Origin of the sequence: Rhizobium sp. BK661, from assembly GCF_024808825.1 — a bacterium.
In the GTDB taxonomy this organism is placed as follows: Bacteria; Pseudomonadota; Alphaproteobacteria; order Rhizobiales; family Rhizobiaceae; genus Rhizobium.
Window position 1 is genome coordinate 132,087 of the sequence record NZ_JANTYT010000012.1, and the last position, 19,837, is coordinate 151,923.

19 protein-coding genes, 1 tRNA gene and 1 pseudogene are annotated in these 19,837 nt (G+C 60.3%); 14 read left to right on the forward strand and 7 right to left on the reverse strand.

Annotation, left to right across the window (positions count from 1 at the left end; genetic code table 11):
* Positions 1-77: 77 nt before the first annotated feature.
* Positions 78-548 (forward strand): YidB family protein, encoded by a 471-nt coding sequence (locus FHX16_RS21985; protein ID WP_183754710.1) that lies wholly within the window; start codon positions 78-80, stop codon positions 546-548.
* A gap of 215 nt (positions 549-763) precedes the next feature.
* Here the strand turns inward: FHX16_RS21985 and FHX16_RS21990 are convergent, their stop codons facing one another.
* Entirely contained in the window at positions 764-1,864 is a 1,101-nt protein-coding gene (locus FHX16_RS21990) for a branched-chain amino acid aminotransferase (RefSeq protein ID WP_183754712.1), read from the reverse strand.
* Positions 1,865-2,083: 219 nt separating this feature from the next.
* Here FHX16_RS21990 and FHX16_RS21995 point away from each other — a divergent pair, with 219 nt between their 5' ends.
* Positions 2,084-3,304, forward strand: a complete 1,221-nt coding sequence (locus FHX16_RS21995) for a PLP-dependent aminotransferase family protein (RefSeq protein WP_259130373.1) — start codon at positions 2,084-2,086, stop codon at positions 3,302-3,304.
* Between the two features lie 24 nt (positions 3,305-3,328).
* On the opposite strand, the gene FHX16_RS22000 is transcribed toward FHX16_RS21995, so the two are convergent.
* Positions 3,329-4,387: an aldo/keto reductase gene (locus tag FHX16_RS22000; protein ID WP_259130374.1), complete on the reverse strand. Its 1,059-nt coding sequence runs from the start codon at positions 4,385-4,387 to the stop codon at positions 3,329-3,331.
* Between the two features lie 164 nt (positions 4,388-4,551).
* On the opposite strand from FHX16_RS22000, the gene FHX16_RS22005 reads away from it, so the two are divergent.
* From FHX16_RS22005 to FHX16_RS22035, 7 genes are all read left to right on the forward strand, one after another.
* Positions 4,552-5,529: an ABC transporter substrate-binding protein gene (locus tag FHX16_RS22005; RefSeq protein ID WP_259130377.1), complete on the forward strand. Its 978-nt coding sequence runs from the start codon at positions 4,552-4,554 to the stop codon at positions 5,527-5,529.
* Positions 5,530-5,546: 17 nt separating this feature from the next.
* Positions 5,547-7,241 (forward strand): iron ABC transporter permease, encoded by a 1,695-nt coding sequence (locus FHX16_RS22010; RefSeq protein WP_259130379.1) that lies wholly within the window; start codon positions 5,547-5,549, stop codon positions 7,239-7,241.
* A complete protein-coding gene (locus tag FHX16_RS22015; RefSeq protein ID WP_259130381.1) occupies positions 7,229-8,254 on the forward strand; it encodes an ABC transporter ATP-binding protein in 1,026 nt (341 codons plus the stop codon). Before FHX16_RS22010 ends, FHX16_RS22015 begins: the two co-directional genes overlap by 13 nt.
* Before the next feature lie 68 nt (positions 8,255-8,322).
* The gene (locus FHX16_RS22020; RefSeq protein ID WP_259130383.1) at positions 8,323-9,432 is read left to right on the forward strand and encodes an endonuclease/exonuclease/phosphatase family protein; all 1,110 of its coding nucleotides are present in this window, start codon (positions 8,323-8,325) and stop codon (positions 9,430-9,432) included.
* On the forward strand, positions 9,429-10,175 hold the full coding sequence (locus FHX16_RS22025; RefSeq protein WP_183860796.1) for an NUDIX hydrolase: 747 nt from the start codon (positions 9,429-9,431) through the stop codon (positions 10,173-10,175). The genes FHX16_RS22020 and FHX16_RS22025 overlap by 4 nt, the downstream gene beginning before the upstream one ends.
* Before the next feature lie 66 nt (positions 10,176-10,241).
* Positions 10,242-11,153, forward strand: a complete 912-nt coding sequence (locus tag FHX16_RS22030) for a PhzF family phenazine biosynthesis protein (RefSeq protein ID WP_183860794.1) — start codon at positions 10,242-10,244, stop codon at positions 11,151-11,153.
* Positions 11,154-11,277: 124 nt separating this feature from the next.
* Positions 11,278-11,353: transfer RNA gene (locus FHX16_RS22035), tRNA-Lys, on the forward strand.
* Between the two features lie 155 nt (positions 11,354-11,508).
* On the opposite strand, the gene FHX16_RS22040 is transcribed toward FHX16_RS22035, so the two are convergent.
* Positions 11,509-13,299, reverse strand: a complete 1,791-nt coding sequence (locus tag FHX16_RS22040) for a glycoside hydrolase family 15 protein (RefSeq protein WP_183860792.1) — start codon at positions 13,297-13,299, stop codon at positions 11,509-11,511.
* Between the two features lie 300 nt (positions 13,300-13,599).
* Between FHX16_RS22040 and FHX16_RS22045 the strand changes: the two genes are divergently transcribed.
* The 5 genes from FHX16_RS22045 to FHX16_RS22060 all read left to right on the forward strand — a co-directional run bounded on the left by FHX16_RS22045 (position 13,600) and on the right by FHX16_RS22060 (position 16,156).
* Entirely contained in the window at positions 13,600-13,998 is a 399-nt protein-coding gene (locus FHX16_RS22045) for a DUF1236 domain-containing protein (RefSeq protein WP_183860790.1), read from the forward strand.
* A 122-nt stretch (positions 13,999-14,120) separates the two neighbouring features.
* Positions 14,121-14,981, forward strand: a complete 861-nt coding sequence (locus tag FHX16_RS22050) for a DUF1236 domain-containing protein (RefSeq protein ID WP_183860788.1) — start codon at positions 14,121-14,123, stop codon at positions 14,979-14,981.
* A gap of 142 nt (positions 14,982-15,123) precedes the next feature.
* Positions 15,124-15,633, forward strand: a complete 510-nt coding sequence (locus FHX16_RS22055; RefSeq protein ID WP_405049310.1) for a BA14K family protein — start codon at positions 15,124-15,126, stop codon at positions 15,631-15,633.
* Positions 15,593-15,721, forward strand: coding sequence for a BA14K family protein (locus FHX16_RS31635; RefSeq protein ID WP_405049311.1), 129 nt, complete (start codon positions 15,593-15,595; stop codon positions 15,719-15,721). Before FHX16_RS22055 ends, FHX16_RS31635 begins: the two co-directional genes overlap by 41 nt.
* 201 nt (positions 15,722-15,922) lie before the next feature.
* Positions 15,923-16,156 (forward strand): hypothetical protein, encoded by a 234-nt coding sequence (locus FHX16_RS22060; RefSeq protein WP_183860786.1) that lies wholly within the window; start codon positions 15,923-15,925, stop codon positions 16,154-16,156.
* Positions 16,157-16,764: 608 nt separating this feature from the next.
* On the opposite strand, the gene FHX16_RS22065 is transcribed toward FHX16_RS22060, so the two are convergent.
* From FHX16_RS22065 to FHX16_RS22080, 4 genes and pseudogenes are all read right to left on the reverse strand, one after another.
* Entirely contained in the window at positions 16,765-17,766 is a 1,002-nt protein-coding gene (locus FHX16_RS22065) for a Gfo/Idh/MocA family oxidoreductase (protein ID WP_183860784.1), read from the reverse strand.
* A 37-nt stretch (positions 17,767-17,803) separates the two neighbouring features.
* Positions 17,804-19,027 (reverse strand): NAD(P)/FAD-dependent oxidoreductase, encoded by a 1,224-nt coding sequence (locus tag FHX16_RS22070; protein ID WP_183860782.1) that lies wholly within the window; start codon positions 19,025-19,027, stop codon positions 17,804-17,806.
* A gap of 6 nt (positions 19,028-19,033) precedes the next feature.
* Positions 19,034-19,348, reverse strand: a complete 315-nt coding sequence (locus FHX16_RS22075; protein WP_183860780.1) for a MocE family 2Fe-2S type ferredoxin — start codon at positions 19,346-19,348, stop codon at positions 19,034-19,036.
* 324 nt (positions 19,349-19,672) lie between these two features.
* Positions 19,673-19,837 (reverse strand): annotated as a pseudogene (locus tag FHX16_RS22080) (S-(hydroxymethyl)glutathione dehydrogenase); the annotation flags it as partial.

The following is a 19,837-nucleotide window of genomic DNA, read 5'->3' on the forward strand; positions in this document are numbered from 1 at the left end:
CAAGGTTCGTGAGAGCCTTATGCTTTCATTCTACAGTTGTTGTTCAGTGAAATGAAGAAACCAAAAAGGAGGATGGCATGGGTATCTTTGACGACGCCGTTCCAGGCGGAAATATATCAAAGCCGATCATGATTGCTCTCGGCGCGTTGCTGGTGGGCAAACTCCTCGGTGGCGGCGGCAGCCAGACGGATCCGGCTGGCCAGCAGGCCAATCCGCAAGCCAGCCCGCAGGCCGGTGACGGCGGCCTTCTCGGCGGGCTTGGGGGTCTCGGTGGCCTTGGCGGTCTTCTCGGCAAGCTGACGGAAGCCGGGCAGGGCGATACGGTGGATTCCTGGGTCCAACCCGGGCAGAATAAACCGATCGCACCGGGCAGTCTCAATAGTGCGCTCGGGTCCCAGACGATCAGCGATCTCGCACGTCAGGCGGGAATCAGCGAGCAGGAGCTGCTGAACCAATTGTCGACCGTTCTGCCTGGAGTGGTCGACAAGCTGACGCCGCGAGGCCAATTGCCGACACAAGAGCAGATCGCCGCCCTGTTCCATTCCTGAGCGCGGGACGGTCGAGCTGCAGTCGCAAAGACTCCCCCGCTTCCCCAAACGGAAGCGGGGAACGAAGGCTTTTCCTATGCCGCCCGAAACTCCTTGATTTTGCCAGCGGCTGAAGCTTCACGCCTCTCGGCGCAAACCACAAAAAACCGGGCGTCGCCCGGTTTCCGAAGTCTCTGAACTACTGGCGGCCGACTGCTCGCGCGCCGCTGATGACCTCAGGCGAGGATACGGCGTGTCCAGCCACGTTCATCGTTTGTGACGCCCTTCTGCAGGCCGACGAGCTCCTGACGCAACTCGCTGGTCAGCTTGCCGGTCTGTCCGTCTCCGATACGGAACTCGCCGCCGGCGTGTCGCACGAGGCCGATGCCCGCGAGGACTGCTGCAGTGCCGCAAGCGAATGCTTCCACGAGCTTGCCGCTGGCCGCATCCGCCTGCCATTCCGCGAATGAGTAGGGGCGCTGCTCGACGCGCAAGCCCTTTTCTTCTGCGAGAACTATTACCGAGGCGCGCGTGATGCCCGGCAAGATCGTGCCGCCGAGAGGTGGGGTTACTACAGATCCGTCGTTCATCACGAAGAATACGTTCATCCCGCCGAGTTCCTCGACCCAGCGATGTTCCGCTGCATCAAGGAAAACGACCTGATCGCACTCCTTCTTCGCCGCCTCGGCCTGTGCGACGAGGCTGGCCGCGTAGTTTCCGCCGCATTTGGCAGCACCGGTGCCGCCGGCTGCTGCTCGGGTGTACTCAGTCTCGACCCAGAGCGAAACCGCCTTTGCTCCGCCTTTGAAGTATGCACCCACCGGGGAGGCGATTATGCAGAAGATATATTCCTGAGCGGGGCGGACGCCGAGGAACGCCTCGTTGGCGAACATGAACGGGCGCAGATAGAGGCTGCCGTCGCCTGATGGAATCCATGCCTTGTCGACGCGGACAAGCTCCTCGACCGCCTTCAGGAAAAGTTCTTCCGGCACGGCAGGCATCGCCATCCTGGCCGCCGACTGCGCGAAACGACGGGCGTTCTCTTCCGGCCGGAAGAGCAGTATGCGACCATCGTCCGCCTTGTAGGCTTTCATACCTTCGAAGATTTCCTGGGCGTAGTGCAGTACTGCGCTGGCGGGATCGAGCTCCAAAGGCCGCCGCGGCGTGACCTTCGCATCGTGCCAGCCTTTGTCGGGAGTCCACCGGGCCAGAACCATATGATCCGTGAAGACCTTTCCAAAGCCGGGTGTCTCCAGAGCCTGAGTTCGATCGGCTTCCGAGACCGGCGACGCGTGGAATTCGATCTTGATTTCAGGAGTATTCGACGACGCGGACATTGCTGGCACCTTCATAGCATGTTGGATAGTGGCGGCGACACTACCGCCACGGGGTGGGTCTTGAAAAGATCGATTCTGGTCGGTTCTGGCTTCTGTTTACAGAAGTGACCTCCGCTTCCCGAAATTGTCATGGCGGCAAAGAAATAGGTCAGTAATGTTGACTTATTTTTTATTGCGTGGTTCTCTGGCCTAAAGACAAAAAATTGCGAGGAAATACCGATGTTGAATTGGGAAGGCATGTTCGCGACGCGTTCTTCACGGATGCGCGCATCGGAGATTCGCGAGCTCCTGAAGCTCCTTGACCGCCCTGAGATCATTTCCTTTGCCGGTGGTATCCCGGATCCGGCGCTCTTTCCCGATCAGGAGTTCAAGGCGGCCTACGCCGATATCTTCAGCAGCTCGGCCGTGAACTCGGCGCTGCAGTATTCGGTCAGCGAAGGTTACAAGCCGCTTCGCGAGTGGCTGGTCAAGCAGATGGCCGCGCTTAACATTCCATGCGAGCTTGAGAACGTCTTCATCGTGTCCGGCTCGCAGCAGGGCCTGGATTATCTCGGCAAGCTTTTCCTCTCGCCTGATGACACGGCACTGGTTACTTGGCCGACCTATCTCGGCGCACTCCAGGCCTTCAGTGCCTACGAACCGACCTACGACCAGCTGACGCCGAACGGCAACCGGACGCCCGATTCCTATAAGGCGCAGGCCGCTGCGGCGGGCGGCAAGGTGAAGTTCGCCTATCTCTCCGCCGATTTTGCCAACCCGACGGGTGAAACCGTCGATCAGGCTGGACGAGAGAAGGTTCTCGCGCTGGCTGAAGAACTCGATATCGCCGTTATCGAAGACGCGGCCTACCAGTCGCTCCGTTACGACGGCACGCCGGTCGCGCCGATCCTGGCGACCGAGATCGCGAAGAGGGGACACATCAACAATACCCGCACGATCTATTGCGGCAGCTTCTCGAAGACGCTGGCTCCCGGTCTTCGCGTCGGCTTCATCGTTGCCAACGCTTCCGTCATCCGCAAGCTGGTGCTGATGAAGCAGGCGGCTGACCTGCACTCCTCGACGATCAATCAGATGGCGATCGCCCACGTCGCGGAACGCGGTTTCGATGCGCAGGTCGCGAAGATCAGGTCCGTTTATAGCCACCGCCGCAATGTCATGCTGGCGGCGCTGGAGAAATACATGCCGGCCGGCACGAGCTGGACCAAGCCGGAAGGCGGCATGTTCATCTGGGTAACGCTACCTGATGGCATGGATGGCGCGAAGCTGCTCGCCAAGTCGCTGGAAACAGCCAAGGTCGCGTTCGTCCCCGGCAAGGCATTCTTCGCCGACGGCTCGGGAGCAAACACCTTCCGCGTCAGCTTCTCCTGCGCCAACGATCAGATGATCGAGGAGGGAATCAGCCGCCTCGGGGCGCTCGTCACCGCGGAGATCGGCGGCTGATTGGCCGCCGACTTTCGGAACCAACTACCGATTTAGGTGCGGGCCAAACAATTCCAGATCGGCCTCACTCAGCCTGTCGCTTGCCGTATTGAGCTGGTGCCAATATGGATAGAGCACAGGCGGCAGGCTGACGGCATCGAGGCGCTTGCGCTCGTCTTCAGTCAGCTTCAGTTCAGCGGCGGCCAGATTGTCCTTGAACTGGGCTTCGGTGCGACCACCGATGATCACCGAGGTCACCGCCTTGCGACCGATCAGCCAGGCAAGCGCCACTTGGGCTGCCGAGGCGCCACGTTCTTCGGCGATCGCCACCAGCGTTTCGACGATATTCCAGAGGCGGTTTTCGTCGCGAATCGGCGGCTCGGTCCACCCGGCGAATTGACGCGACCCTTCAGGGGCGGTCTGGTTGCGGCGATGCTTGCCGGAGAGCAACCCGGCAGCGAGCGGGCTCCAGACGAGCACGCCGAGCCCCTGGTCGACGCTGATTGGAAGCAGTTCGTATTCCGCGTCGCGTGCTTCGAGGGTGTAGTGGATCTGCTGGCTGACGAACCGCTCCCGCTTTTCCCTTTCGCTGACACCAAGCGCTTTCATGATGTGCCAGCCTGAGAAATTCGAGCAGCCGACATAGCGGACCTTGCCTTGGCGGACGAGCGTGTCGAGCGCTTCCATGGTTTCTTCGAGAGGCGTCTGTCCGTCCCATTCGTGAAGCTGGTACAGGTCAATCACGTCGGTCTTCATGCGCCGGAGGCTCGCTTCGCAGGCGCTGATGAGATGATAGCGCGACGAGCCCGTATCGTTCGGCCCGTCTCCCATGCGAAAGCGTGCCTTGGTCGCGATCAGCACGCCGTTCTTGCGCGGCCCTCCGATGATCTCGCCGAGAATTTCCTCGCAAACGCCCTGCGAGTAGACGTCGGCCGTATCGATGAGGTTGACGCCGGCGTCGAGACATAGGTCGACAAGCCTGCGCGCTTCGGCGACTCCGAGATCACCAACCATCTTCGCCCAACCTTGGCCGCCGAACGTCATCGTGCCCATTGTCACGGTCGAAATCTTGAGGCCGGAGCGGCCGAGAAGCCGGTATTCCATATGCGTCCCCCTCCCAAAGGCTTGAGCCAAAACGTGCGTTAGAAGATAGGTGCGGGGCAGGCGGGTCAAGGGCCAGATTGCACGTCAGCGTCGCGAAGCAGACTGTCACAATCATGTTATCCGAGATGGCTAAGGATCGGCTCTCCCATCACCGAGGATCCACCATGAAGACGATCGTTTCCGCCGCCGCGCTGCTCGCAGCGACCTTGCTTGCAATTCCGGCATCAGCCGCAAATCTCGTTCTCTACACCAGCCAGCCGAATGAAGATGCGCAAGCGACTGTCGACGGCTTCATGGCGGCCAATCCCGACGTCAAGGTAGACTGGGTGCGTGACGGCACGCCGAAGATCATGGCAAAGCTGCAGGCTGAAATCGAGGCCGGCAATCCGGTTGCTGACGTGTTGCTGATCGCAGACACGGTCACGCTCGAGCGCCTGAAGGAAGCCGGCAAGCTACTGGCCTATAAGTCGCCGGAAGCTGCCAGCTACGACGCCGCACTCTATGACGCTGACGGCTACTACTATTCGACCAAGCTGATCACCACCGGCATCGTCTACAACACTTCTGCCGCGTTCAAGCCGACGAGCTGGAAGGATCTGACGAAGGCCGAAGCCAAGGGCCTCGTGACTATGCCGAGCCCGCTGACGTCGGGCGCGGCCCTGATTCACGCACAGACGCTGGCCGGTGTCGACGGCCTCGGCTGGGACTTCTACAAGGATCTCGCCGCCAATGGCGCGACGGCGGCCGGTGGCAACGGTGCGGTGCTCAAGTCGGTCGCCGCGGGCGAAAAGGCCTTCGGTATGATCGTCGACTACATGCCGATCCGCGAAAAGGCCAAGGGCGCGCCGGTCGAGTTCGTCTTCCCGACGGAAGGCGTCTCCGCGGTAACGGAGCCGGTGGGTATTCTCGCAAGCTCGAAGAATGCCGATGCGGCGAAGAAATTCGTTGACTACGTTCTTTCCGAAAAGGGGCAGGAAGGGTTCCTCAAGCTCGGCTACATCCCGGCTCGCAACGGTATGAAGCTGCCGGAGGGTTTTCCGGCTCGTGAGAGCATCATGCTGCTGCCGATCAATGCCGCCGAGGCGCTGAAAGACACCGATCGGGACCTCAAGACCTTCTCCGGCATCTACGGCTCGAACTGATCGTCGCCAGAACGCAGATGCGCGAATATGTTCGTCCCGGAAACAGCCAGCCCGCTTGGCTGTTTCCTCTTGTCGTTATCGTTGTCCTGGTCCTGAGCGTGCTGCCGCTGGCGCGGCTCGCGGTAACAGGTATTGCGTCACTTGCAAATGGCGGCGTCGGCGCGGTGCTCAGCGATCCCGCGCTTTGGTCGGCGACCTACTACACGCTCGTCACGGCCATTCTTGGCACACTGATTTCACTGGCCATAGGCTGCGCCTTCGCGTTCCTGCTGACGCTGACGGATATCAGCGGCAAGGGAGCGTTGAGCTTCCTGTTCGTCCTGCCGATGATGATCCCGCCGCAGGTGACGGCGCTTGCCTGGGTGCAGATGTCCGGGCCCTCAAGCCCACTGTTGAAGGCTCTGCACATTGCGCCTCCGCTTGGATCGCCGCAGCCGCTCTATTCGGTCGGTGGTATTTCGCTGCTCTACGGAGTGCAGCACGCGCCGCTCGTCTATCTCGCTCTCCGGGCCGGCCTGATGGCGTTGCCGCGCGATGGTGTCGAGGCGGCGCGTCTCGCTGGAGCCGGGAGTCTTCGGGTTTTCCGCGACATCATCCTGCCGCTTTCGCTGCCCGGCATCATTGCCGGAGCTGCGATCTCCTTTGTTTCCTGCACCGGCAACTTCGGCATACCGGCTATTCTCGGCATACCGGCTTCGATCTACACGCTTCCGACACTGATCTTCACCAAGTTTTCCGCCTTCACCAGCCGGACATTCGGCGATGTCGCGGTGCTTTCGGCAATCATCGCAATCATTTCCGTTGCCGGGCTTGCCATTCAGGATCGCGCTTTGCGCGGACGCGATTACCGCGTCCTCGGCCTTTCAGGCGCGACCGCTGCCTTTGAGTTGGGGCCCTGGAAGTTCCTTTTGCAGCCACTGCTCTGGCTCTGCATCTTCGTCATGCTGGTAGCGCCATTCTTCGCGCTCCTCGCCGGCGCACTCGTGCCGGCCTATGGTGTGCCGCTGACCTTCAAGACGATGTCGGCAAGCGCTTTCTACGAAATTCTCTTCCGGCAAGCGGTCACGCGCACGGCGTTCGTAAACTCGCTCTCCCTCGCGGCCGGAACGGCACTATGTCTCCTTCTGGTGACCGTGCTGACCGCTTACGCGTTGACGCGACGGAAAGACCTACTTGGCCGGATCGTTTCCAGCCTGATCGAGATTCCATATTCGCTGCCCGGCATCGTCATTGCCGTGTGCTTCATCCTGGTGTTTGCCGCACCGCTTCCGATCCTGCACATGACGCTGTACGGAACAATCTGGATCATTCTGATCGCCTATCTCTCCAGTTTCTTTGCCGTTAGCCTGAAGCCCGTCGTCAGTGCGTTTCATCAGCTCGATCCGGCCCTGGAGGAGGCCGCAAGGCTCTCGGGGGCTGGCTTCTTTCGACGGCTCGCCGATATCATTGTGCCTTTGATCGCTCCGGCAACCGGCGCATCGGTGATCCTGGTGTTCCTGATCGCCTGCAATGAGCTTACCATTTCCGCGCTTTTGTGGTCTGCCGGGACGCAGACGCTTGGCGTTGCCATCTACAATCTCGATGACAGCGGCAGCTCCGATCTCGCTTCGGCACTCGCCGTGCTCGTCGTCCTTATGGTCGTCTTCATGATGCTTCTCCTGGAATTGATGGCAAAACGCCTGCCGAGAGGAGTCGTACCGTGGCGGAGCTGATCCTCAACCATCTTGCCAAGGACTTCGGTACCGGGCGCGCGGCGGTCGCCGATTTTTCCCTGAAGGTCCGCCACGGCGGCTTCCTGGCACTGCTCGGGCCCTCGGGCTGCGGCAAGACAACGGTGCTGCGCATGATCGCCGGCTTCGAGGCGCCAACCGACGGCTCTATCCATCTTGGCGAGCGGCTGCTCGCAGACGCGTCGCGGTCGTTGCCACCGGAACGGCGCAACATGGCGATGGTGTTTCAATCCTACGCATTGTGGCCGCATATGAGCGTCGCAGACAATGTCGGCTATCCCCTGAAGGTGCGCAGCGTCTCCGGTGAGACGTACAGGCGGAGGGTTCGTGAAGCACTGGCAACGGTGAGGCTCGCCGACCATGCCGAGCGGCGCCCCGCCGATCTCTCCGGCGGCCAGCGACAGCGCGTGGCCTTGGCGCGCTGCCTGGTTTCGTCACCCGACGTCGTGCTGCTCGATGAGCCGCTTGCCAATCTCGACCGGCACCTGAAACAGGAGATGGAGGAAACGTTTCGTGAGTTCCACCAGCGCTCTGGAGCGACGATGGTCTATGTCACGCACGATCAGAGCGAGGCGATGGCCCTTGCTACCGACGTTGCGGTCATGTCCGAGGGCCGCCTCCTGCAGGCTGCGTCGCCCGCGGAAATCTATGCGCGGCCCGAGGGCCGGCTGGTTGGCGGGCTGATCGGTCGCGGTGCGATCCTGTCGCTGTCGTCTCCGGCTAGTGACACCCGGATTTTCGATTGGAGCGCCCTCGCGCCCATGTTTTCGGGCGAGGAAAATGGGCCAAAGGTGGACGTTCTGGTGCGCCAGGAGGATGTCTTGATCGCGGGTGAGGGTGTTCCGGCACGCGTCGAGTCCATCCTCTACGAAGGTGAACGCTATGCTCTGAAGTTGCTGCTTGACGACGGACAGGTGCTTCGCGCGTTCAACCGGGAGCGCTTGCAGGTCGGCGAAAGTGTGCGCGTCATTGCGCGCGCCGCCTGGCGTCTCTGATCTCGAAACGTCTTTCCGAAGCGGGGCTTAGCCACTACTAATGGCATAGAGCCAATTGGAAATGTTCGATGTCGCTTCGCATTGCTACCTTCAACGTTGAAAACCTCATGACGCGTTTCGACTTTACCGGCTTTCGCAACCAACTGCGCCAGGACCGGGTCATCAAACTTTTCGAAGTGCGCAGCGAGGGCGTCTATCAGCAGCTCGAGCAGGCGCGGGTAATCGCTTCCACAGACGATACCCGACAGATGACGGCGCTGGCGATTGCAGACGCCGACGCCGACATTCTCTGCCTGCAGGAAGTCGACAACATGGAGGCGCTGCAAGCTTTCGAATACGGCTATCTCTTCAGGATGGTCGGCAACGGCTATCGGCAAAAATATCTCGTCGAGGGCAATGACAGCCGCGGGATCGACGTCGCGGTGCTCATGCGGGAAGAGACGCGCGAAGGGCAGAAGATCGAACTCAAGCAGATCAAGAGCCACGCGATGCTCACCTATCGCGATCTTGAACTTTTCAACGACCAGCTGGCGCTGACCAACCGCATCGACGACAAGATCTTCAAGCGCGACTGCCTGGAACTCGACCTCGAGATCGGCGGTGTTCCGCTGTCACTCTACGTGGTTCACTTCAAGTCGATGGACGGCCCCCGCACGAACGGCGTCGATAGCAGGCTCGGTACCATGCCGGTGCGCCGGGCCGAAGCACTCGCCGTGCGCCGTATCATCGAGGACCGTTTCAACGCTCATACCGATGACAAGCGCTTCGTTATATGTGGTGACATGAACGATTATCAGGAGCGCGTCGACGTCATCGGGCGTCGCCGCACGGGATACCGCTTCGAGCATCAGGACGAGAACATCAGTGCACTCGACGTCTTCAGTCACGATGGTTTTGCCGAGAACGTCGTCCGTCGCCGTGATCCGCTCGATCGCTGGACGCTCTACCATGCCCGCGGACCTCAAGAGCAGTGGCTGTGTCAGCTCGACTACATCTGGATCTCGGCGGCCCTCGCCAGAACGAATGCTGGTCGCTTGCCGGAAATCGTTCGGCACGGGCAGCCCTATCGCACCGTCTTCCCACCTGGCCAGGAGATCGAGCGTTATCCCCGCACCGGCTGGGACCGGCCGAAGGCCTCTGACCATTGCCCCGTTGTCATGACATTGGATTTGATATGAACCTGCATTTTTCTGAGGATTTTGCCGGCTGGCCGCCGGAGCAGACGGTATTTCCGATTGCTGGGCTGGACCTTCGCGTCCTCGCCGGAGACCATCCCTTCTATGTCGCTGAGCGCGAGGCGATCCGCGAGAACTGGGAACGAGAAACTGCGGCCAACCCGGCGCTCTTCGATGGCCGCATGGTCTTCCAAAAACGGCTGGCGCTCACCGAAAGTGGCCTGGCGGCCGAGGGCCACGTCATCCCATTCTCGACATTCATGTGGTGGCGCCGACAGCCGGATCGGCAGGGCGGCATCCATCTGTTCGCCTATCCGGTTCTTGAGACCTCCGACGGCGCCTTGGTGGCAATCCGCATGGGAAACCATACGGCCAATCCGGGTCAGGTATATTTTGCCGCCGGTTCGCTGGAACCTGAAGACATCTCCGGAAACCGCTGCGACGTGGATGGCAACATGCGTCGCGAGGTGTTCGAAGAGACCGGGCTTGATCTTTCCGATGCCGACGCTGGCGATCACTACTATGCGAGCCATGTCAGGCGTACGGTGACGGTGCTGCGTCTCTTCCGCTTCGACCTGACTGCCGATCAAATGATTGCGAAGATCCACGCACACATGTTGGTTGCCGACGACAAGGAAATTGCCGGCGCGGTTGCGATCCTTTCCGCTGACCCGAAAGCGCACCCCTACAATATCGCGATGCTTCCCGTCATCGATTGGTACTTTGGAGAGAAGCCCCGCTCTTAACGCCTTGCGCTCGGTCGTCCGGTCGGGCAGGTTGGCGAAACGAGGACCGAGACCAGGGAGGCCCATGTGGCGCGAAGCTACAGTGTCTACGACGTGTTTACCGACCGCAAACTCGCCGGAAACCCGCTCGCCGTCATCTTTGATGGGGATGACCTGAGCGACGACGCCATGCAGGCGATAGCGAAGGAAATGAACCTTTCAGAGACAGTCTTTGTGCAGGCTTCGGGTAACCCCGCCTACACGGCGCGAATCCGTATCTTTACCCCCGGTCGCGAGCTGCCTTTTGCCGGACACCCGACCGTCGGAACGGCCATCGCTCTCGCCGAGCAAGCGCATCGCAACGCAACTATCGATCTCGTTTCGGTGCTGGAGGAAAATGTCGGGCCCGTACGGTGCGCGGTTCGACTGCGAGAAGGCGAGGCGAGTTTTGCCGAATTCGATCTGCCGCGGAAATCGCAGCAGATCACCATGCCCCTCGACAAGCTCGGAATTGCCAATGCTCTGTCGCTGAACACCACGGAAATCGGCTTTGAAAATCACGTTCCGTCGTTGTGGAGCGCCGGTGTACCGTTCCTGATGGTACCCGTGCACGACCTTGGTGCTGCGCAACGCATGGATTTCGACCCACAGCTTTGGGAAGCGACCGTTCCTTTTGTCGATGGGGCGCTCGCCTCGGCCTATGTTTATTGTCGCGGCGGTGTGAACCATATCGCGAAGTTCCACGCGCGGATGTTTGCGAGCGGCATGGGGATTGTCGAAGATCCGGCCACGGGGTCGGCGGCCGCGGCGCTTTCCGGCGCTATCCACCATTTTGACCGCCAGACGGATGGCCACCACGATCTGACGATTGAGCAGGGTGTAGAAATGGGTCGGCCGTCCTTTATTCACCTGCACATGGATGTCGAAGGCGGGGCAATCTCGAATGCCCGGATTGGCGGGCAGGCAGTGCGGATGGCGAGCGGAACACTGGACCTTTGATTTCATTGCATTTCAGCCATGCGCAAAAATCTTCGCATTTAACCAAAGAAATTTCAGGCAGGCGCTAGACAAGCCAAACGATCATGTTTATACGCCCCCTCACACCGCGCAACACGGCGGTTACGGGTGATTAGCTCAGTTGGTAGAGCAGCTGACTCTTAATCAGCGGGTCGTAGGTTCGAGCCCTACATCACCCACCAAAAACTCCTTTAAACAAGGACATAGGGAAACTAGCTAAAGCTGGTTTTTATTGTCTTTGGACTTTAGCTCCGATGAAAAAGTCGGCCGCCGCTTCCAGTCGAAATGGCCTGGCCCGGTTCCTCCCCTGTGGTGAAGCTGGTGCTGCGAACGACGGTTATTCGGCCCGTTGCTCGGCGGGTCCCTCAGCCCGTGCGAGATTGAGCGCGCTGTTGATAAGTCCGACATGACTAAACGCCTGGGGAAAGTTTCCCACCATCCGTTTTGCCTGGGTATCGTACTCCTCCGCGAGAAGGCCGACGTCATTGCAGAGCGAGAGCAATCGCTCGAAGAGATGCAGCGCGTCGTCCCGGCGTCCGATCAGCACAAGTGCATCGACAAGCCAGAAACTACAGGCAAGGAAGGCGCCTTCGCCAGCAGGCAGTCCGTCGTCGACTTCACGGGTTTCGTATCGAAGGACCAGACCATCGCGCAGGAGCTTGTGCTCGATCGCCTCGACAGTGGCGATGTAACGTGGGTCTTCGGGAGGGAGGAACCCGACCATCCCAATGTGCAACAGGCTGGCGTCGAGGGCTTTTGATCCATAGGCTTGGACGAAGCAGCCAAGCTCCGAATCGAATGCTCTGTCGCAGACATCCTGATGAATGCGGTCGGCGACGGCCTTCCAACGTGCTGCGGCCTCACTGTTATCTTCTTCGCGTGCCGTCGTGGCCGCGCGGTCGAAGGCGACCCACGCCATAACCTTCGAATAGGTAAAGTGCTGGCGCTGCCCCCGCACTTCCCAGATCCCTTCGTCTGGTTCGGTCCATATCTTCTCCAGGAATTGGAGGATGGCATCGCTGAGCTGACGACTGCGCGGATGTGGCGGCAGTCCACCCTTGCGTGCCTGCAGCATCGCGTCGGCGACCTCGCCATAGACGTCGAGCTGAACCTGTTCTGCGGCGCCATTGCCGATGCGTACCGGGCGAGACCCTTCGTAACCCGCCAGCCAGGGAACCTCCCACTCCAGCAGGTTACGTTCCCCTGCGACGCCATACATGATTTGCATCTGCGCCGGGGCACCCGCGACAGCGCGCAGCAACCAATCGCGCCACCCACTGGCTTCCTCGTAGTACCCAAGCTTCATAAGTGCCAAAAGGGTAAGTGTGGCGTCCCGAAGCCAACAATACCGGTAGTCCCAGTTGCGCGGCCCTCCGAGTTGTTCGGGGAGGGACGTCGTCGCCGCGGCGACGATACCGCCTGTCGGCATATAGGTCAGCGCCTTTAGCGTTATCAGCGACCGTTTGACCAGCGGCTTCCATACGCCCACGTGTGAGCATGTGCTTGCAAACGATTTCCAGAAGCCTTCGGTGTCCTCCAAGGCGGCCCGGATCGATCTCGCTACCGGCCGAGGAACGTGCGACGGGTTCCATGTCAGGGTGAAGGATTGCTGTTCTCCCGCGGAGACAGAGAACGAACCCACAGTCCGCATTTCGTCGCCATGCAGGGGTACCGATGATGTCAGGGTCAGCCTGTCCGGGCCGGCGATCGCCGTTAGGGTGCCATCCTCGCTGCTCGTCACCCAAGGCACAGTTCGTCCGTAGTCAAAGCGAAGAACGAACTCCAGGTCGAACGCCAAGGTGCCGTCCGTGCCCTCGACGATACGCATCAGATCACTGCGACCGTCGCGAAGAGGCATGAAGTCTTTGATGACCGCGCTGCCTGTCTCCGTTCTGAACTCTGTCTCCAAGACGAGCGTGTCTTCGGCATATCGGCGCGTCACCTCGTAGTTCTCGCTGGAAGGTCGGATCAGCCACCGTCCATTGTCGTCGCTGCCGAGCAGCGCCGCGAAGCAGGCTGGAGAGTCGAAGCGCGGAAAGCAAAGCCAGTCGATCGATCCACCTTTCGACACCAGCGCGGCGGTCTCACAGTCTCCGATGAGCGCGTAGTCTTCGATGCGGGCCGGCACGACCGATCTCCTTTGTTCGTGGTCTCGTCTAAGGTAGAGGCCTGGAAGGAGGGTCAAGTGCACATAGTGGTCCTTCGACGGAGCCGGTTTGGCAGCATGCTTCCCGCAAGTTGTTTGTTTGAAAGCAATGAGACGCGCGTAAGCACCCCTTCTCCTTGCCAGTTCGCCGGCATGAAAGCGTTCGCTCGGACTAAAGTCGGGTTCACCTGGGACTGAGGTCCGGTAGACGGAACCGTCAGGATTCCACCTCGTTGGATTTACGAGCGGCCCGTCGAGGCCGCTTTGTTCAAGGAGGAAAACATGCTTATCAAACATTCGATTGGCGCTGCCGCAGCATTGGTCCTAGCGTCCGGCGTAGCATTCGCGCAGTCGTCGACCGTCAACGGCGCGGCAGGCGGTGCAGTCACCGGCGCGATCGTCGGTGGACCGGTTGGCGCAGCCGTTGGTGGGGTCGCCGGAGCGACTGTCGGCGCGATCCTCGAGCCACCGCCGCAGAAGGTGGTTACCTACGTCCGTGAGGCGCCTGCGCCTTCGGCACGGGTCGTCGTCAAGCAGAAGGTCATCGTCGGTCAGCCGCTTCCGGAGACCGTTGTCGTGACGCCTGTTCCTGACAATCCGAAATACTCCTATGCCGTGGTGAACGACGAACGTGTGATCGTCGAGCCTTCATCGCGCAAGGTCATCCAGGTCATCAACTGATCCTGGTCCAGAGCGCGGCAACGCTGCGCTCACCACCAGCACCAATCAAACGACATCAAGGGAATATGCCGCAGCCGCGATCGGTGTGGCTGCGTCTGCCTTGTCGTTCAAGGAGAATAAACATGAAACGCAAGACACTACCCATCATCGTCGCGGCGTTGGCGATCGGAACTTCGCCCCTCGCTTTTGTTCCCGCGTCCGCCCAGGACGCTCCGATCCTGCCGAAGAAGGGAAGCTCGCAGCAGGGTACGCAGCCACAGTCCGACGGCGCCACGACGCAGCAACCGGACGCCGGCGCACCCGCGACAGGCGACGGCTCTTCGGGCGGGGGAGCTTCGGGCCAGAGTGAATCGGGCGGAGGCCAATCAGATACTCAGAAGCCGGCTGAACAGGGTTCAAGCGGATCGTCCACTGGTGAAAACTCCGGCAAGACGATGAAGCCTTCCGAGAACGGTGCGACCGGCAGTCAGGGGGGATCTCTGAGCGGTTCTGGCGATGCCGGATCGACCACAAAGACAAAGCCCTCGAATGACAACGGCTCTTCCACCAAGGGCGGCTTGTCTTCGAGCGGCTCGGGTTCCGAAACCAATTCCAATTCTACCACCAGCGGCCAAAACCAGCCTGCACAGGGCGGTGATGCGTCGAAGTCTTCGAACACCGAGCAGCATTCGACGACCACCAATAAGTCGTCAACGGAAACGAAGACCGAGAACAACACGACGAACGTGAATATTTCAGTGGAACAGCAGACCGAGATCCGCCAGGTCGTCAAGGAAGTTCACGTCGAGCGCGTCAAGGAGACGAATTTCGAGGTCGCCGTCGGCACCAACATTCCGCGCCATATCGACCTTGAGCCGTTGCCGTCGCGGATCGTCGAGGTCGTGCCGCAGTACAAGGCCTATCGCTTCTTCATCCTTGCTGATGGACGGATCGTCATCGTCGATCCGGACGACTTCACGATCGTCTACATCCTGACGGCATAGATGACCGGCCCGGCGACGCAGTGCCGCCGGGCTTTCGCCGAGCGAGGCAGGACGAGGAGGAACAAAGTTCCGGAAGGCGGGTTTCTCGCTGAACTCGATTGTGTCGCACAATCAGTTGGATCGAGGGGGTAGGGAGGCTGCTATGAAAGCGATTGCTACGGTGCTGTTCGGCGCTGCCGCGGCGGTGGGGGCCTGTCTCATCGGCGCGGCTGCTGCCACATACATCCGTGCCGTGCCCGAAGGACAACACTTGGGCAATCTGCAAACTGCCGGCCCCTGGACTTCAACTCCTGAGCGCGTCGATCCTCGGAGCCAAAAGTTCGAGCGCGTTGCGCCCCTTGTCTCCGCAGCCTATCCCATCACTCCCGTCGTCCCGGCACCTAAGACGGACCCCGTAACGGAAGCAGCCTCCCAGGGCATGTCGGCAGACTCCGGCGACACTTCGCTGCGCAACGATCATGAACAGTGGTGCGCGTCGCGTTACCGGTCCTACAATCCCACCAGCGATACCTATCGCTCCTATAGCGGTCAGGTCCGCACCTGCCTCTCCGTTCGCGGCCCCATCCACGGAGGTCACGGGATCGGTAAGCAACGGGAATACCAACCATGTCGTGTGGTGTTCGGGCCGCTATGCGTCCTATCGGACGGATGACAATACATACCAGCCGTATGGCGGCCCGAGGCGCGAATGCGTCTCGCCGTTTCCCGAGGGCTCAAGCATCATAACTGTCAGCCAGTAAGCCTCGCCCGGCACTGTGGGCGATTGCCGCTCTTTTGCGTTAAGACAGAACGAGACGGCGGGAACCAACAGCCTTTCATCGCGTTCTAGGCACAGTTCCAAGGCGTTTCGCACACTGCGCCTTGGCCTTTCCAAATGTCCCTGTTATCTGCCCCGCTTCCCTGCGGGGCTCCTTTCTGCTGTGGAGGAGGGAGGAACCACTATGTCCCACAAACGCTACAGCCGCCGCGACGAGCCGTTGCATTCCAAGGATCTGGCAGTCTGTCATCGTGTGCTCCACCATATCCGCAATGAACAGGGGATCGAGGCGTCCTCGGACGAGTCCGAACGGATCGCTTCCATCATCATCGAGTTCTATCGTCAGGGAGTCCACGACGAGATGCAATTGCGTGCCCTGATCGACGTGGCGCGAGGCTTCACGCACCGGGAGACGTAGCAACGGGAAACGGTCGGGAACAGAAGCAGACCTGCGGCGTTTTCCCATTCAGCTCGTGTCGCCCTAGACACGTTGTTTTGAGATGTAGCGATACTAAAGAGCCCCGCCAACACCGCGGGGCTTTTCTCTGCCGCCTTCCCCGGAGCTCCTGTAGGACTTAGGTCCTATAGGACCTCAAACGGCTGAACCATAGGGATCATGGGGCGTTGAATCTGCAGAGAAAGGAGACTGACCATGAAACGGTTGATTATCGCAGTGGCCGGCCTCGCAGCACTTCTGGTAAGTGCCCCTGCGGACGCCCAAGGTGTTTATTTCGAGTTCGGTTCCGGAGACTCTCGATACTATGACGATCCGCCGCCACCTCGTTATTACCGAGAGGGACCGAGGTATCGTGACTACTACCGACCGCGTTACGCTTATCGCGACGTTTGCTGGAGGGTGCCGTATCAGCACCGAAGCCACAACCACTACATTACGCGGTACAGAACGGTCTGCCGATAAGAGTGAGCCTCGCGCGAAGCGGGGCTTTCTCGTTGACGTCTAGGCCAACCTCGCCATTCCCGCGCTGACGTGCCGGACGTCAGCCGATTTCCTCGATTCCTGTGGTGTTACTGATACAGAGACGGTTTTTCGGGGAGTTCCACGGCAACACGATTGCCCGTCTTCCAGGCCTGAAGGCAAGCCTTCGTCACCAACATCGCCATGTAGCCATCCCAAGCACTCGAGCCTGAGGGCCTCTGTGTGAGGATGCCAGCCGTCCAGGCTTCCAACTGCGCGCGGTAGGCTTGCCGGAACCGCGGCCGCCAATCCGCAGGTGTCCGGAAGCCGTCGTGGCCCTTTGTACGCAGCGTCGTTGCCGGGCTGGGATCCAGCGCGATGGTTCCATCCTCGCAGACGAGTTCTGCCCGCACATCGTATCCATACTGGGCGTCCGTGAAGACCTCGATATCGACCACCACACCGGACGCAGTTTGCAACAGAATGAACTGCGGTTGCCTGTTCGGGGCATTTCGGGTTGCCGGTGGGCTGGCGACGACTGCTGAGGTGATCTCTTCGTCGAGGAGGTACCGCGCGATGTCGAACTCGTGGCCGGCGGAATTGGCAATCACCAGTTCGGATGTGAGGTAGTCTGGGCCGACAGCGTTCCGGTGAACGCAATGGAGAAAGAGCGGTCGCCCCAGTTCGCCGGAGGCGAGCGCTTGTTTCATCTCGACGTAACCGGCATCAAAGCGCCGCATGAAACCGACCTGTACCAGGCGCTTTCCGGCTGCGACTTCCGCTCGAATGATCTCCTCGGCATCCTCCAAGCTTGCTGCCAGAGGTTTTTCGACGAGCACGGGCTTTCCCGCCGCAATTGCCTTCAATGCCAGCGCCGCGTGAGTGCCATCAGGCGAGCAGACCATCACGGCATCGACGTTGGGATCGCTGATCAAGGCGTCCGCATCTGCGATGGCGCGCACACCAAGGGATGCGGCGACGTTTTCAGCGCGGCCGCGAACAAAATCCTGCACCGCGACAAGCCTCGCGTTCGCGACACCATCGGCCAGAATCGTTGCATGATCGGCACCCATGACGCCGGTTCCGATGATACCGATCCGGAGCTCTTTCATTGCCTCTCCCATTCGAAAGTCGCCAACTCCGGAAAGTCTATGACCGGGATAGCAAAGATTTCAAGCTCACTGCAGGCGACGATAACGCGCTCGGTGCGGGCTTGGCGCGCTGAGCGATCAACATCTCGGCCACCTTGATATCTCGTGCAATCCGGTTGCCCCGTGCCCAGCCACTCGCCGCAACGATCCGCTGATCGTCAGCGAGATGAAATAAGATCAATGCTTCCTCGTCGATCTCCCGAGTGATGGTGCTCGTCGATTCATTGGCGAGACCGGCTATCTGAAGCGAGAAGTCGTATTGATCGGACCAGAACCAGGGAACCACTTCGTAGGGTCTTTCCGCGCCCAGCATATTGGCGGATGCATGCGCCCCTTGGTCTTGGGCGTTTCGCCATGCTTCCAGGCGGATCCTCTTGCCTCCGTAAGGGAACGAGCAGCAATCGCCAGCGGCATAGATGGCTGGATCGCTTGTCTGCAGCGTGGCGTTGACGGCGATGCCGTTCTCGACCGAGAGGCCCGCGAGATGCGCGAGTTCGCAGCGAGGTTCGGCACCAATGCCGACGACCAGGGTCGCTACATCGAGGATTTCGCCGTCATTCAGGGACAGGGTGATGCCGGCGGCATGCGGCGTGATCTGCCCCGCGCTTGTACCGCAAAGGATGCGTACGCCATGGGCCTGGTGGAGCGCTTGGACGCGTGCTGCGATGGCATCCGGTACCGCTCGCATGAGGATGCGCGGCAGCGCTTCGATAACCGTGACTTCGAGGCCTCTTTGCCTCGCCGCTGCAGCCAACTCCAGGCCGATGAAGCCTGCGCCGATGATTGCCAAATGCCCTCCGGGGACAAGACGTCGCGACAGGCGCTGGGCATCGTCGTGTGTGCGCAGATAGAAGACATGCTCCATGCCTTCCACAGAGGAGAGCTTTCGCGGGGACGAACCGGTTGCGAGCAGTAGTTTGTCGTAGGAGACACGGCGTCCGCTTGCCAGTTCCACCGACCGAGCCTGGCGATCCAATCCGACGGCGGCATCGCCCGTCAACGTCGCTATCTTCCGTTCAGCAAGCACGCTACCCGTGACGACGAAGGGAGGTTCGATACCCTCCGGTGACATCAGATGTTCCTTCGACAAGGGTGGACGCTCGTAAGGAAGGTGCCGTTCTTCGCCGATCAAGGTGATGCCACCATCAAATCCTTGATCGCGTAGCGCAAGCGCTGCTCTTGCGCCGCACTGGCCGCCGCCGACAATGACAAACTCTTCCATGGTTCCTCACTCCAGGCCAAGGTAGACGTTTCCGTCTTCGATCTTTGTCCGGTAGGTCCTGAGGTTGACGCACACGGGGGCTCCGCGTGCCTCGCCGGTGCGGTAGTCAAACCTGCCATTGTGTTTTGGACACTCGATGATGTGGTCCATCACCAATCCGTCGGCGAGATGCACCTTTTCGTGAGAGCACATCCCATCCGTGGCATAGAAGCTGTCGTCGGGGCTCCGATAGATCGCGAAGGTCTTGCCTTCGTGATCAAAACGGATGACGTCCTCATTGTCGATGTCATCGATTTCACAGGCCTTGATCCACGCGCTCATCTGGTCCTCCCAAGCTTGTCTTGCTGATTGAGGCTAGGCCAAAACGCCGTTCGGCGCGGGAGAAAAGATGATCAAAAAACCTCAAGTGCCGGTGGTGTGCACAGGAGAGCTTGGTGCAGAGAGAGATTTACACCTGATGAAAAGACTTCATTCAGTCGCGAAAGCGGCCGGTTTGCGGGTAGCTGCCGCGCCGCCGTTGCTGGCGCGGCCCGGATGACCTACATCCGCGCCCGCGATAGCTAGGGCCGCCACTGCTGCAGGTGCTGCGCTGGCGAACCTTCTTGAGTGAAGCTCAGTCTCTGGACTCCGAGCGTCGTCCTCGCCTCAATAGAGTACCACGCTTCTGATGCTTTCGCCGGAATGCATGAGTTCGAAGCCCTTGTTGATGTCCTCGAGCGGCATGGTGTGGGTGATCATCGGATCGATCTCGATCTTGCCCTGCATGTACCAGTCGACGATCTTCGGGACGTCGGTGCGGCCGCGGGCGCC